This is a genomic window from Sorangium sp. So ce1335 (assembly GCF_051521615.1).
Lineage (GTDB): Bacteria > Myxococcota_A > Polyangia > Polyangiales > Polyangiaceae > Sorangium.
Genome location: NZ_CP150363.1, coordinates 9404832 through 9417470, shown reverse-complemented (window position 1 = coordinate 9417470; position 12639 = coordinate 9404832). Strand labels below are relative to the sequence as shown.

The 12639-nt window shown below is 73.1% G+C and carries 13 protein-coding genes; 10 read left to right on the top strand and 3 right to left on the bottom strand.

Annotation, left to right across the window (positions count from 1 at the left end):
• The first annotated feature begins 36 nt into the window (after positions 1-36).
• Positions 37-984 carry a matrixin family metalloprotease gene (locus WMF24_RS34990; protein ID WP_437731784.1) on the top strand — a complete coding sequence of 316 codons (948 nt, stop codon included), beginning with the start codon at positions 37-39 and terminating at the stop codon, positions 982-984.
• Between the two features lie 60 nt (positions 985-1044).
• Here WMF24_RS34990 and WMF24_RS34985 read toward each other — a convergent pair whose 3' ends face one another.
• The 3 genes from WMF24_RS34985 to WMF24_RS34975 all read right to left on the bottom strand — a co-directional run bounded on the left by WMF24_RS34985 (position 1045) and on the right by WMF24_RS34975 (position 4140).
• Positions 1045-2361: a PAS domain-containing protein gene (locus WMF24_RS34985; protein ID WP_437731783.1), complete on the bottom strand. Its 1317-nt coding sequence runs from the start codon at positions 2359-2361 to the stop codon at positions 1045-1047.
• 19 nt (positions 2362-2380) lie between these two features.
• Positions 2381-3214, bottom strand: coding sequence for a hypothetical protein (locus WMF24_RS34980; RefSeq protein ID WP_437731782.1), 834 nt, complete (start codon positions 3212-3214; stop codon positions 2381-2383).
• A 158-nt stretch (positions 3215-3372) separates the two neighbouring features.
• Positions 3373-4140, bottom strand: coding sequence for a TVP38/TMEM64 family protein (locus tag WMF24_RS34975; RefSeq protein ID WP_437731781.1), 768 nt, complete (start codon positions 4138-4140; stop codon positions 3373-3375).
• Positions 4141-4255: 115 nt separating this feature from the next.
• Here WMF24_RS34975 and WMF24_RS34970 point away from each other — a divergent pair, with 115 nt between their 5' ends.
• The 9 genes from WMF24_RS34970 to WMF24_RS34930 all read left to right on the top strand — a co-directional run bounded on the left by WMF24_RS34970 (position 4256) and on the right by WMF24_RS34930 (position 12629).
• The gene (locus WMF24_RS34970; RefSeq protein ID WP_437731780.1) at positions 4256-5197 is read left to right on the top strand and encodes a Uma2 family endonuclease; all 942 of its coding nucleotides are present in this window, start codon (positions 4256-4258) and stop codon (positions 5195-5197) included.
• Between the two features lie 217 nt (positions 5198-5414).
• Positions 5415-6269 (top strand): urease accessory protein UreD, encoded by an 855-nt coding sequence (locus WMF24_RS34965; protein ID WP_437731779.1) that lies wholly within the window; start codon positions 5415-5417, stop codon positions 6267-6269.
• A gap of 10 nt (positions 6270-6279) precedes the next feature.
• Positions 6280-6621, top strand: coding sequence for an urease subunit gamma (locus tag WMF24_RS34960; protein ID WP_437731778.1), 342 nt, complete (start codon positions 6280-6282; stop codon positions 6619-6621).
• Between the two features lie 18 nt (positions 6622-6639).
• Positions 6640-6954 (top strand): urease subunit beta, encoded by a 315-nt coding sequence (locus WMF24_RS34955; RefSeq protein ID WP_437731777.1) that lies wholly within the window; start codon positions 6640-6642, stop codon positions 6952-6954.
• A gap of 12 nt (positions 6955-6966) precedes the next feature.
• Positions 6967-8688 carry an urease subunit alpha gene (gene ureC / locus WMF24_RS34950; protein WP_437731776.1) on the top strand — a complete coding sequence of 574 codons (1722 nt, stop codon included), beginning with the start codon at positions 6967-6969 and terminating at the stop codon, positions 8686-8688.
• Position 8689: 1 nt separating this feature from the next.
• On the top strand, positions 8690-9319 hold the full coding sequence (locus WMF24_RS34945; protein ID WP_437731775.1) for an urease accessory protein UreE: 630 nt from the start codon (positions 8690-8692) through the stop codon (positions 9317-9319).
• Complete coding sequence (locus WMF24_RS34940) at positions 9316-9996, top strand: urease accessory protein UreF (protein ID WP_437731774.1); 681 nt, start codon at positions 9316-9318, stop codon at positions 9994-9996. Before WMF24_RS34945 ends, WMF24_RS34940 begins: the two co-directional genes overlap by 4 nt.
• Entirely contained in the window at positions 9993-10637 is a 645-nt protein-coding gene (gene ureG, locus WMF24_RS34935; RefSeq protein WP_437731773.1) for an urease accessory protein UreG, read from the top strand. Before WMF24_RS34940 ends, ureG begins: the two co-directional genes overlap by 4 nt.
• A gap of 960 nt (positions 10638-11597) precedes the next feature.
• Positions 11598-12629 (top strand): hypothetical protein, encoded by a 1032-nt coding sequence (locus WMF24_RS34930; RefSeq protein ID WP_437731772.1) that lies wholly within the window; start codon positions 11598-11600, stop codon positions 12627-12629.
• Positions 12630-12639: the final 10 nt, after the last annotated feature.

Genomic DNA, 12639 nt, shown 5'->3' with positions numbered 1-12639 from the left:
GTACCGTCGTGGTGAAGCGATCGCCTGGAGGAGTGGATGTCGATGAAGGGTGCGTGGTGGTCCTCTGCGGCCGTCGCGCTCGCCGTGCTGGCGAGCGCACGGGAGGCTCCGGCCTACTGCCGCTCGAACACCTGCAAGATACCGGAGCTGTGCCTCCAGGACGACCTGCCGAGGGGCGACTGCAAGCCGCTCCGCTGGACGGGCGATTGCATCGGGTTCTCCGTCCACGAGGACGCGTCGAGCGAGGTCTCCTACCAGCAGATCTCCGACGTGCTCGATGCCGCCTTCAGGGCGTGGCAGGAGGCGCCCTGCCCCGGGGGAGGGACCCCGGGCATCCGCGTGCAGAACCTCGGCCCCGTGGCCTGCGGCGAGGTGGAGCTGAACGCGAGGGACGGCAAGACCCGGCTCGTCGACGGGCTCGTGCCGGGCAACGCCAACGTGGTCGTCTTCCGCGACATGGACTGGCTCGCGGCCGCGGGGCACAGCAGCGAGATGCTCGCGCTCACCACGGTGCAGTTCGACAAGAAGACCGGTGATCTCTGGGGCGCCGACATGGAGATCAACTCCAACCTCTACGACTTCGCCGTCGGGGACGACTCGGCTGCGCCGCGGGAAGACCTCCTCGCCGTCGTCACGCACGAGGCGGGGCATTTCCTGGGCCTCGATCACTCGATGATCGGCCCGGAGGCGACCATGCATTACCGGTACGACAGGTCGGACCCGATGAACTTCCGGACGCTGCACGAGGACGACATCGCGGCGATCTGCCAGGTGTACCCTCCACGGGATCTCTCGACATCGACCTGCAACCCCATCCCGCCGCACGGGTTCTCCCCGGAGTGCGCGGCGGACCAGCTGGTCACCTGCGGCGTGGCGCCGCCCATCGCAGGCGGCGCGGGGTGGGGCGCGCCGCTCGCGGCCGCCGCGATCGGCGCGGCCGCCTGGCTGCGCGCCGGCGGGCGTGGCCGCCGCGGGAGGCGCTGACCGGCGCGCGCCGGCGTCGAGAGGCGCTGACGGGCGCGCGCTGTCGGGGCGCGCCTGGGCCTACGGCGCCGCGCCGCGGTGGCCCCGGCGGGAGAGCGCGTAGGCGACCCCCCGCTCCAGCGTCCCCAGCGTGACGATGCCGCCGAGGTCGGCGTCGAGCTGGACGAGCGACTGGGCCACGCTCGGCCGCACCCCGGTGATCACGATCTCGGCCCCGAGCATCCGCACGCTGCGGGCGGCCCGGATCAGCGCGTCGGTCACCTCGGCGCCCGCCTCCGGCATGCCCGTGACGTCGAGGATCGCGATCCTCGCCTGCTGGCTCGAGATGCCGCGAAGGAGCGCCTCGATGACCAGATCGGCCCGCTCGCGGGTCACCTTGCCGACGAGCGGCACCACGAGGACGCCGGCGGCGATGGGCAGGAGCGGCGTGGAGATCGACCGCAGCGTGTCCTCGCGGACGCGGAGCATCTGCTCCTGCAGCCGGAGGTTCTGCTCCTCGGCCCGCACGCGCTGGGTGATGTCCGCCGAGATGCCGCAGACGCCCGTCACCTTGCCGTCGTCGTCGCGGAGGGCGAACTTCGTGGTCATGAACACGTGCGTGCCGTCGTGCATCTCGAGCCGGTCCTCGGCGACGATCGGCGCGCTGGAGGCCATGGCATGGCGGCCCTGCTCGGCGAACCGAGCGGCCACGTCCACGGGCACGAAGTCGCCCGGCCTCCGCCCCACGAGCTCGCCCCGGGATGCGCCGAGCGCCTCCTCGACGAGGCGGTTCGCGACGGTGTAGCGGCCCTCGGCGTCCATCGCGTAGATCAGCAGGGGCGCGTTCTCGATGATGCTCTGCAGCAGCGCGGCGCTCCGGCGCTGCCGCGCCTCGGCCTCCCGGTGCGCCGAGACGTCGCGGATCAGCGCCACGACGAACCTCACCCCGGCCTCGTCCCGGAGCGGCAGGAACGTCACCTCGAGCCAGCACCAGCGGCCCAGGTCCTCGTTGACCTCGTGCTTGATCACGTAGGGGATCGCCGGGAGCGTGACCGGCTCGCCGGCGACCGCGCGCAGGAAGGCCTCCGCGAACCCCTTCGATATCGCCTCGGGGTCCTGCAGCACGCTGTACTTGCCGACGAGGTACTCCCGCGGGGTCTTGTACCAGGTACAGGTGACCTCGTTGACCGCGGCCACCACCCCGTCGGTGCGGTAGACGAAGGCGGGCATCGGCAGCAGCTCGAAGACCGCCTCGAACGGGACGCGCGGCTCGGTCGCGGAGGCCTGCGCTGCGGGCGGCGACGTGGCCTCGCCGAGCCGCCGCTCCAGCTCCTCGACGCGGGCCCGCAGGCGCGCGTTCTCCGCCGCCGTCGCGTCACTGACCCCCTGTGTGCTCATGGTCCCTCGCTCGTCGATGTCACGCCGTCCGCGGCCGCTCCACGCGGAGCTCGGTCCACGGAGACGTCTGCTCGGCGAGCGTACGATACGCGAGGGCCGCGGCGCCGACGAAGAAGAGCGCAAGCGCGGCCGGCCCGATGCCGATGCCGCCGGCCGGGCCGAGGGCGCCGAAGACGCCCGCGTGGAACGCGCGGAACAGGCCGAGGTGGAGCCCCGTGAGCGCCGCGCCGAGCGCGAGGGCCCAGGCGCGGTGGAAGCGCGCGCGCCGGGCGTGGTGGGCGATCACCGTGTCGGAGGAGACGCAGAGGTTGCCGTGCGCGGGGGCGCGGAGCACCCAGGCCTGCGCCGCGTCGCGGTACCCCTTGCCGGCGGCGCTCGGGTCGATCTCGCGGCGCACGGAGCCGGCGATGTAGATGGCGTCGCCCGGGCGGACCTCGGACCGGTAGACGAGCGCGCCGCCGCGGCTCGCCGGGACGAAGGTCGTATCGAGGGTCAGCCGGCCGCTCGCCGGCTCGACGCGCACCGCGGCGCCCGAGGGGAGCCGGAGCGAGAACGCGCGCGCCCGGGTGTGCCACGCGCCCGGCGTGGCGCCGGGGACCGGCCGGCCGCCGCACGGGATCTCGACCGCGATCACCGCGTCGTCGGGCGCGGAGTCCTCCGCGCCGACCTCGCCGCGGAGGAGGGCGAACCCCTCCCGCATCGCGCCGGGCGACGTCGATGGGCTCCGCGCGTACGCGGCGACCTGCGAGCGCCGCCGGTGGTGGAGGCAGCGCCCGATCGCGATCGCGAACGCGGCGCCCAGCACCACCCCGGCCACCCCGTACACGATGAGAAAGCTGGCGACGAACCCCATCCGGTGAGCCTAGACGTGCGGCTCCGGCCCGTCGAGATGGGCAGTTTGCCGCGGCGGATGGCCTCCGGCGTGTCGGCGGACTCGGCGGATGGCCTCTGGCGTGTTGGCGGCCGCGGCGGATGGCCTCTGGCGTGTTGGCCGCCTCTCCACCCCACGCGTCAGTCCGACCGGCGGTCGCGCTCGCGGGGCGCTCCGCCCGCCCGCGCCGCCCGGCGCCAGCGCTCCGGCAGGCGCACGAACACGAGCAGCGCGAGCCCGGGGAGCAGCACCATCCCCGCGAACAGCAGCAGGACGGACGTGAGCCGCGCGGCGGAGGCGCCGACCGCCGCGTATGTCGCCGAGATGCCCAGGTTGGCCAGGGCGGTGACCGTCAGGAACGCGCGGCGCGGCATGCGGCCCGCGCCCGCGAAGACGACGGACGCCTCGGAGAGCACCGGCACGCCGCGGAAGACGAGCAGGAACCAGGGGCCGTGCCGCTCGGCGGCCCGCGCGAGGCGCGCGAGCTCCGCCTCGCCCACCATCCGCCGGAGCGCCGGCGCCCCGGCGCGCGCGCCGACCGCGTAGCCGAGCGCCGAGCCCGCCATCATGCCCGCCCAGGAGACCGCCGTCCCGCGCCAGAAGCCGAGCAGGCCGCCCGCGGCCGTGCTCACGAAGCTCGACGGGACCGGCAGGAACACGTCGCTCGCGAGCAACCCCCCGAGCACGAGCGCCGTCGCGCCGGCCGGCGGGGGCGACGCGAGCAGCGCGCGCGCGGCCGCCTCGAGGCGGTCCGCGAAGAGGAAGAAGGGCACGAGGATGCCGAGGAGCAGCAGGCCGGAGAAGCCGGCCCACCCCGCCCAGGAGCGCCGCGCGCGCGCCGGCGCGCCGGGGGCGGAAGAGCTTCCCGGGGGGCGGGGCGAGGCGGGGCCGGGGGGTGACGACGGCAATTTCTGGGTCTCTCGGCGTGCCTGGCGCCCAGGCGGTCAGCGCGTCCGGCCCTTGTACCAGACGCAGGCGAACACCGCCCCGCCGCGGCCTCCTCGCCGGTGCTAGCTTCTCGGCATGGTCCTCCCCGCCTCCGGGACGCCGCTGCCGCCCTCCTCCCTGCCGATCGCTCCGACAGAGGAAGCGTGGCGCGCGATGACCCCGGCGGAGCGCGAGCGGCTGCTGGTGACGATCCTCGACGCCCTGTCGGATCCGCGGAGCGCCATGGCCGAGGGGCGGCCCCATTACAAGGCCAAGGCGCGGGCGATCGACATGCTCACCCTGCACTTCGGCTCCACCGGCCGCGTCATCTACCTGGCCGAGGAGATGGCGGTCCTGTACCCGGGGGAAGAGGTGTTCTCCCCGGATATCCTCGCGGTGCTCGACGTGCCGCAGCCGGAGGACGACCCGCGGATGGCGTGGGTCGTGGCCGACGAGGGCAGGGGGCTGAGCCTGGTCCTGGAGGTGCTCCACCAGGGCGACCGGAACAAGGATCTCGTCGCCAACGTCGAGCGCTACGCGCGCCTGGGCATCCCCGAGTACTTCGTCTACGACCGGCTCCGGCAGCAGGTCCACGGCTACCGGCTGCCGGCGCCGGACGCCACGCGCTACCAGCGCATCGTGCCGCAGATGGGGCGTCACGCCTCGGCGGTGCTGGGCCTCGACCTGGCGGTCACCGGCGAGCGGCTCCAGTTCTTCCAGGGCATGGCCGAGCTGTTCGGCACCGCGGACCTGATCGGCCGGCTGAAGGGGATGATGGAGAGCCTCGAAGCGAGGGCCGAGCAGGCGCAGGCCCAGGCCGAGCAGGCGCAGGCCCAAGCCGCGCAGGCGCAGGCGCAGGCCGAGCAGGCCATGGCGGGGCTGCGCGAGGCCATCCTGGCCACGCTCTCGCTGCGCGGGATCGCGTGCCCGGACGAGCCGCGCGCCCGCCTGCTGGCCTGTCAGGAGCCCGCGACGCTGCAGCGCTGGCTGCTGCGGGCGATGAGCGCCGGCTCTCTCGACGAGATCCTCGCCGGGTAAACCAGGCCGCCCGTCGTCCCCGCGAGGATCGCGCGCCCTGGCTCGAGCGCGAGCGCCGTGCCGTCCGCGCCTCTGCGGCTCGAATTCTACTCCATTGCGTCCATTGCGGAGCCGGAGACTCTTATGGACAGCGCTGCATCGGCTGAAGTACAAGCCTGAGGCCGGATCGGTGAGCGGCGGCGAGACGGGGACTTTGCACGATCGACAGAGGCTCTCCTTGGCTGACCCGACCGACTACCCCGAGCACCGGCTGAAGCTGCAGCGGGACGACGGGTTCCTCGAGGTCCGCTTCGAGCATCACGATCGCACGCGGCCGGTCCACCTCGCGCACCGCGCCCCGTGCCGCATGCTCTTCCCGCGGCGAGAGCCGGACGAGCCGCTGCTCGGGGTGTTCGTCACGACCTCGGGCGGCACGGCCGGAGGCGATGTCCTCCGGGTGTCCGTCGAGGCGTGCCGCGGCGCCGACGCCACCGTGACGAGCCAGGCCGCCGAGAAGATCTACCCCTCGCTCGGCGCCCCGAGCCGCCTCTCGCTCGAGCTCCGCGTCGAGCAGGGCGCCGCGCTCGAGTGGCTGCCCCGGGAGACGATCCTGTTCAACAGCGCCCGCTTCGAGCGGCGCGCCGAGATCGACGTCGCGCCCGGCGGGAGCCTCCTCGCGCTCGACCTCGTCGTCTTCGGCCGGCTGGCGCGCGGCGAGCGCTTCACGGCCGGCGCGCTCCACGACGTCTGGCGCGTCCGGCGCGGCGGGCACCTCGTGTGGGCGGACGCGCTCTCCCTCTCGGGCGACATCGCCGCGCAGGTAACCAACCCCGCGGGCTTCGGCGGCGCGACGGCGGCGGGGCTCGCGCTGCTCGTCGCCGACGACGCGGCGGCGTGGGTCGACGAGGCGCGCGCGCGGCTCGCGCGCGGGGCGTCCCGCGCGGGCGCCACGCTCGTCGGCGGGGTGCTCGTGGCGCGGGCGCTCGGCGCCGAGCCGGCGCACGTGCGGCGCGACCTCACCGAGCTCGTCTCGTGGCTCAGGGCGGCGCGCTCGGGGCATCCGGCGCGCATGCCGCGGTTCTGGTCTATCTGAGGAGGAGTCGATGAATCTCACCCCCCGAGAGAAGGACAAGCTGCTCATCTCCGTGGCCGCGATGGTCGCGCGCCGGCGGCTGGAGCGCGGCGTCAAGCTCAATTACCCCGAGGCGGTCGCGCTCATCTCCGACTTCGTGATGGAGGGCGCGCGCGACGGCCACTCGGTGGAGGACCTCATGAGCCGGGGCGCCCGCGTCGTCTTCCTCGATCAGGTGATGGAGGGCGTCGCCGAGATGATCCACGACGTCCAGGTCGAGGCGACGTTCCCCGACGGCACGAAGCTCGTCACGGTCCACAACCCGATCGGCCCGCGGCTCGGGGTCCAGTCGGCGCCCCAGGACAAGCCGTAGCGGCGAGGAGGACGAACCATGATTCCCGGAGAGATCATCACCCCCGCGGGGCAGGAGGACATCCAGCTCAACGTGGGCCGGCCCGTCGCCACGATCACCGTCAAGAACACCGGCGATCGGCCGATCCAGGTCGGCAGCCACTACCATTTTTACGAGGTCAACGCGGCGCTCGAGTTCGACCGCAAGGCGGCGCGCGGCATGCGGCTCGACATCCCGGCCGGGACAGCGCGGCGCTTCGAGCCGGGCGAGACGTGCGAGGACGTGCCCCTCGTCGCCTACGGCGGCGACCGCGTCGTCGTGGGCTTTCAGGGGAAGATCAACGGCTCACTCTAGGAGACCCCGGCGATGCCTCATCCGATCTCTCGTTCCAGCTACGCGAGCCTGTACGGCCCGACCGTGGGCGACAAGGTGCGGCTCGCCGACACCGATCTCCTCATCGAGGTCGAGCGGGATCTCACCGCCCTCAAGGGATATGGCGAGGAGGTCACGTTCGGCGGCGGCAAGGTCATCCGCGACGGCATGGGCCAGTCCCAGCGGAGCCAGGCCGAGGGCGCCGTCGACACGGTGATCGTGGGCGCGCTCATCCTCGACCACTGGGGCATCGTCAAGGCGGACATCGGCCTCCGCGACGGCCGGATCGCCGCGATCGGCAAGGCCGGCAACCCCGGCGTGCAGGACGGCGTGACCATCGTCATCGGCCCCGGCACGGAGGTCATCGCGGGCGCCGGGAAGATCGTCACGGCCGGCGGCATCGACGCGCACATCCACTTCATTTGCCCGCAGCTCGTCGAGGAGGCGCTCTGCTCGGGCCTGACGACGCTGATGGGCGGGGGCACCGGACCGGCGGCGGGCACGGCCGCCACGACGTGCACGCCGGGCCCCTTCCACCTCCGGCGCATGCTCCAGGCCGCCGAGGCGCTGCCGATCAACATCGGCCTGTTCGGCAAGGGGAACACGAGCCGGCCCGCCGGCCTCATCGAGCAGATCGAGGCTGGCGCCTGCGGCCTGAAGCTCCATGAAGACTGGGGCAGCACGCCCGCGGCCATCGACAACTGCCTGTCCGTGGCCGACGCGTACGACGTCCAGGTGGCGCTCCACTCCGACACGCTGAACGAGGCCGGCTTCGTCCAGAATACGATCCGCGCCATCAACGGGCGGACGATCCACGCGTTCCACACCGAGGGGGCCGGGGGCGGCCACGCGCCCGACGTCATCGCGCTCGTCGGCGAGCCCAACGTGCTCCCGTCGTCCACGAACCCGACCCGGCCGTTCACGAAGAACACGGTCGCCGAGCACCTCGACATGCTCATGGTCTGCCATCACCTCAACAAGGACATCCCGGAGGACGTGAAGTTCGCCGAGAGCCGTATCCGCAAGGAGACGATCGCCGCCGAGGACATCCTGCACGACCTCGGCGCCATCTCCATGATGTCGAGCGACAGCCAGGCGATGGGGCGCGTCGGCGAGGTCATCCTGCGGACCTGGCAGACCGCCCACAAGATGAAGCGCCAGCGCGGCACGCTGCCGGAGGATCGGCAGGGGAACGACAACTTCCGCGCCAAGCGCTATGTCGCGAAGTACACGATCAACCCGGCCATCGCCCAGGGGGTCAGCCGGCATATCGGCTCGGTCGAGGTCGGCAAGCTCGCCGATCTCGTGGTCTGGTCGCCGGCGTTCTTCGGGGTCAAGCCGGACCTGGTGCTCAAGGGCGGCTCGATCGTCATGGCCCCGATGGGCGATCCCAACGCCGCCATCCCGACGCCGCAGCCGGTGCATTACCGGCCGATGTTCGCGGCCTATGGCCGGAGCGCTATCGAGAGCTCGGTCCTGTTCGTCAGCCAGGCGTCGCTCGCGCGCGGGATCGCGGCCGCCGCGGGGCTGTCGCGCCCGCTCGTCGCTGTCGAGAACACCCGGTCCGGGCTCTCGAAGGCGAGCATGATCCACAACGGCGCCACGCCGCGCATCGAGGTCGACCCGGAGCACTACATCGTGAAGGCCGACGGCGAGGCGCTCACGTGCGAGCCGGCGGAGGTGCTCCCCATGGCCCAGCGCTACTTCCTGTTCTGACATGCGACGCGCCATCGAGGTTGTTCCCCGAGGGGGTTATCCCGAGACCGCCGCCGAGGCGTGCGTCACGCTCGCTTACGACGATCGGCACCGGCGGCGGATCCGGCTCACGACCGACGAAGGGTGGGAGTTCTTGCTCGACCTCGCGGAGGCGACCGTGCTCGGCGACGGAGACGGCCTTCGCCTCGACGACGGCGGCTGGCTCCGGGTCCGCGCGGCGGACGAGGATCTCGTCGCCGTCACGTGCCGCGAGGCGGCGGATCTGGCGCGCGTCGCCTGGCACATCGGCAACCGCCATATCCCGGCGGCCATCGACGGCGCGCGGATCCTCATCCGCCACGATCACGTGATCGTCGACATGGTCCGGGGGCTCGGCGCCGAGGCGACGCCGCTGCGCGCGCCCTTCACGCCGGAGCGCGGCGCGTACGATCGGCAGCCGGCGCACGGGCATTCCCACGGGCACGGGCACTCCCACGGGCACGGGCATTCCCATGGGCACGGGCATTCCCATGGGCACGGGCACTCCCATGAGCACGGGCACTCCCATGAGCACGGGCACTCCCATGAGCATGCTCACGGTCACGGGCATTCCCACGACGATGAGCACGGTCACGAGGACCGGCACGGGTGATCGCCGTGGGAGAGGGCGCGCTCTACCGCCTGATGAGCTGGATGTCGCCGGCCTACCCGGTCGGCGGCTTCAGCTACAGCCACGGTCTGGAGTGGGCGGTCGAGGCGGGCCTCGTCGGCACGGCGGAGCAGCTCCGGGCGTGGGTCGCGACGATCCTCGGCGAGGGCTCCGGCCGGGTCGACGCGGCGCTGCTCGCGGCGGCTTACCGCGCGGAGCACGACCGCGCGCTCGACGAGGTGGCCGAGCTCGCGGCGGCGCTCCGGGGCACCCGCGAGCTCGCGCTGGAGAGCGCGCAGCAGGGCGCCGCGTTCCTCACCATCACCCGCGCCGCCTGGCCGCACCCGCGCCTCGACGCCTTCGCCGAGCGCCACGGGGGCGAGGCGCCGCTCCCGGTGGCGGTCGGGCTCGCCGCCGCCGCGCACGGCGTGCCGCTCGATCCGGCGCTGACGGCTTACCTCCACGCCTTCGGCTCCGGCCTCGTCTCGGCGGGCATCCGGCTGATCCCGCTCGGCCAGACGGACGGCCAGCGGGTCGTGGCGGCGCTCGAGCCGGTCATCGTCGACGCCGCCCGCCGCGCGCGGGAGACGCCGCTCGACCGCATCGGCGCCGCGACGCCTGGCGTGGATCTCTCGTCGATGCAACACGAAACCCAGCACACGAGGTTATTCCGCTCATGACAGCAAGCACTCACGGTCCGCTCCGCGTCGGCATCGGAGGGCCGGTCGGCTCCGGCAAGACGGCGCTCGTCGACCGCCTCTGCAAGCGCATGCGCGACGAGTGGCGCGTCGCCGTCGTCACCAACGACATCTACACGAAGGAAGACGCCGAGTTCCTGACGCGCTCGGGCGCGCTCAGCCCCGAGCGCATCGTCGGGGTCGAGACCGGCGGGTGCCCCCACACGGCGATCCGCGAGGACGCCTCGATCAACCTGGCGGCCGTGCGCGAGATCGCGCAGCGCCTCGCCCCGCTCGATCTCGTGTTCGTCGAGTCGGGCGGAGACAACCTGGCCGCGACCTTCTCGCCGGAGCTCGCCGACCTGACCCTCTACGTCATCGACGTGTCGGCCGGCGACAAGATCCCGCGCAAGGGCGGCCCGGGCATCACGCGGTCGGACCTGCTCATCATCAACAAGATCGACCTCGCGCCCATGGTCGGCGCGAGCCTCGAGGTGATGGACCGCGACGCCCGCAAGATGCGGGGCGAGCGGCCGTTCCTGTTCACCAACCTCAAGGAGAACAAGGGGGTCGAGGAGATCGCCGCCTTCATCGTCAACAAGGGCGGCCTCGACGTCAGGAAGAGCGCCCCCGCGGGCGGTTGAAGAGACGCGCGGCGGTCTCGCCGGGGCGGCGCCAGGGCCGCAGAGCGAGGACCTTCTTCGCCGCCTCGAGGTACCGGAAACGGGCCGGGCAGGGCTGCCGCGCAGCCCTCGCGGCACCGGAAACGGTCTGGGCAGGGCTGCCGCGCAGCCCTCGTGGCACCGGAGACGGTCCGGGCAGGGCTGCCGCGCAGCCTTCGAGGCACCGGAAACGGTGCGGGCAGGGCTGCCGCGCAGCCTTCGAGGCACCGGAAACGGTGCGGGCAGGGCTGCCGCGCAGCCCTCGAGGTACCGGAGACGGTGCGGGCAGGGCTGCCGCGCAGCCCTCGAGGTACCGGAGACGGTGCGGGCAGGGCTGCCGCGCAGCCCTCTCGGCACCGGAGACGGTGCGGGTGAGGCTGCCGCGCAGCCCTCGTGGCACCGGAGACGGTGCGGGTGAGGCTGCCGCGCAGGTGGTGGGGGAGCTCGCTCACCCTGCCGGAATGATGGAACCGCCAAGACGCCATGAGACGCCAAGATCTTTGTGTTTTCTTGGCGTCTCATGGCGTCTTGGCGGTTCAAAAGACCCCACCATCGGCCGAAGCACCCCACGACCGCCGCGCAGCCCTCGCGGCACCGGAAACGGTCCGGGCAGGGCTGCCGGGCTGCCCAGGCGCAAGGATGATCGCCGGCTCTGAACACGAGGCGGGACGGCGGGAAGACTATCCCGCATGGTCTTCCCGCCTTGACGTGAATCTCTTCAGGGCAAGTCAGGCCACCACCGGCGCAGGCTCGCACCCTCTGGCTGCCTGTCGCCAGGATCTTGCCAGGTGCGTTGACGCATCCGAACCGAACGTTATGCCTGGCCGGAACGTCCGGCGCGCGCCGGGCGCTCACAAGAACAACCATCGCGGGGGGTAGAGGGCGTGTCCTTTCGTGTCCTCCACGGCTCGACGATGGGGACAAGCGAGAGGTGATCCCCTCATGACGAAATCTTCTTCGGTCAAGAAAAAGCCCGCTCCCAGAAAGCCCTCGGCCCCGCCCCAGGCGGCGGCGGCGTTCGACAAGGCGCTTCCCGAGATCGAGGCGCTCAGCCCGGACCGGCTCATCCCCCTGAACCTCGATATCCCCCGCGTGGTCTCCCAGGTGCTCGGCGTGCTGCCTGGCCTCCGCGCGCTGCGCGCCGACATCGCGGCGCACCTGCCGACGTTCGAACTCGCGCGGCTGGACCGGCTCGAGACCTACGCGCTCGCCGCCTGGTACGCGCACCTCCTGTGGCTGTCCAGCGGAGGCGCCGAGAACGCGCTGAAGCCGCTCCTGGCCGAGGCGGCACCGCTGCGCGAGAACCTGCTCGGCGACGCCGAGGCGCTCGCCCGCCGCGGCCTGCTCGACGCGACGGCGGTCGCGGACATCCGCGCGGGGCAGGGGCACATCGACACGGCCAACGATCTCGTGGCGCTCTCGGCGCTGTTCAGCGCGAGCTGGCCCGAGATCGCCGGCAAGACGGCGGCGACGGAGGAGGAGGTGAAGCGCGCCGGGGAGGTCGGGCCGCAGCTGCTCGCCGCCCTCGGCGTGCGGGAGCACGGCAAAGGGCCCGGTCCGACCGAGGCCGCGGACAAGCGGGTGCGCGCCTTCGCGCTGCTCGTCCACGCCTACGACCAGATCCGCCGCGCCGTCGCGTTCCTGCGCTGGGACGAGGGGGACGCCGACGAGATCGCCCCGTCGCTCTACAAGGGGCGCACGGGCCGGGCGACGTCGTCCACCGAGACCACGGCGGCGCCGGCCGACGAGACGCCGGCCGGACCGACGGCGTCGCCCGGCACCGCGGCGCCGGTCACGCCGGCGGGTACGGCCGCGCCGCCGGCTCCCGGGGCCGCGTCGGTTCCCGGGGCGCCGCCGGCTCCCGGGGCCGCGCCGGCTCCCGGGGCCGCGCCGGCTCCCGGGGCCGCGCCGTCTGGCACGGCGGCCGCGCCGGCTCCCGTCGCCGCGCCCAGCGGCGCGTCCCCTGTCGGCTAGTTGCGCCCGC

What these genes read in the sequence shown, in the direction of transcription:
- WMF24_RS34990 (WP_437731784.1), top strand. Translation starts at nt 37, where the DNA reads ATGTCGATGAAGGGTGCGTGGTGGTCCTCTGCGGCCGTCGCGCTCGCC.
- WMF24_RS34985 (WP_437731783.1), bottom strand. Translation starts at nt 2,361, where the DNA reads ATGAGCACACAGGGGGTCAGTGACGCGACGGCGGCGGAGAACGCGCGC.
- WMF24_RS34980 (WP_437731782.1), bottom strand. Translation starts at nt 3,214, where the DNA reads ATGGGGTTCGTCGCCAGCTTTCTCATCGTGTACGGGGTGGCCGGGGTG.
- WMF24_RS34970 (WP_437731780.1), top strand. Translation starts at nt 4,256, where the DNA reads ATGGTCCTCCCCGCCTCCGGGACGCCGCTGCCGCCCTCCTCCCTGCCG.
- WMF24_RS34960 (WP_437731778.1), top strand. Translation starts at nt 6,280, where the DNA reads ATGAATCTCACCCCCCGAGAGAAGGACAAGCTGCTCATCTCCGTGGCC.
- WMF24_RS34955 (WP_437731777.1), top strand. Translation starts at nt 6,640, where the DNA reads ATGATTCCCGGAGAGATCATCACCCCCGCGGGGCAGGAGGACATCCAG.
- ureC (WP_437731776.1), top strand. Translation starts at nt 6,967, where the DNA reads ATGCCTCATCCGATCTCTCGTTCCAGCTACGCGAGCCTGTACGGCCCG.
- WMF24_RS34945 (WP_437731775.1), top strand. Translation starts at nt 8,690, where the DNA reads ATGCGACGCGCCATCGAGGTTGTTCCCCGAGGGGGTTATCCCGAGACC.
- ureG (WP_437731773.1), top strand. Translation starts at nt 9,993, where the DNA reads ATGACAGCAAGCACTCACGGTCCGCTCCGCGTCGGCATCGGAGGGCCG.
- WMF24_RS34930 (WP_437731772.1), top strand. Translation starts at nt 11,598, where the DNA reads ATGACGAAATCTTCTTCGGTCAAGAAAAAGCCCGCTCCCAGAAAGCCC.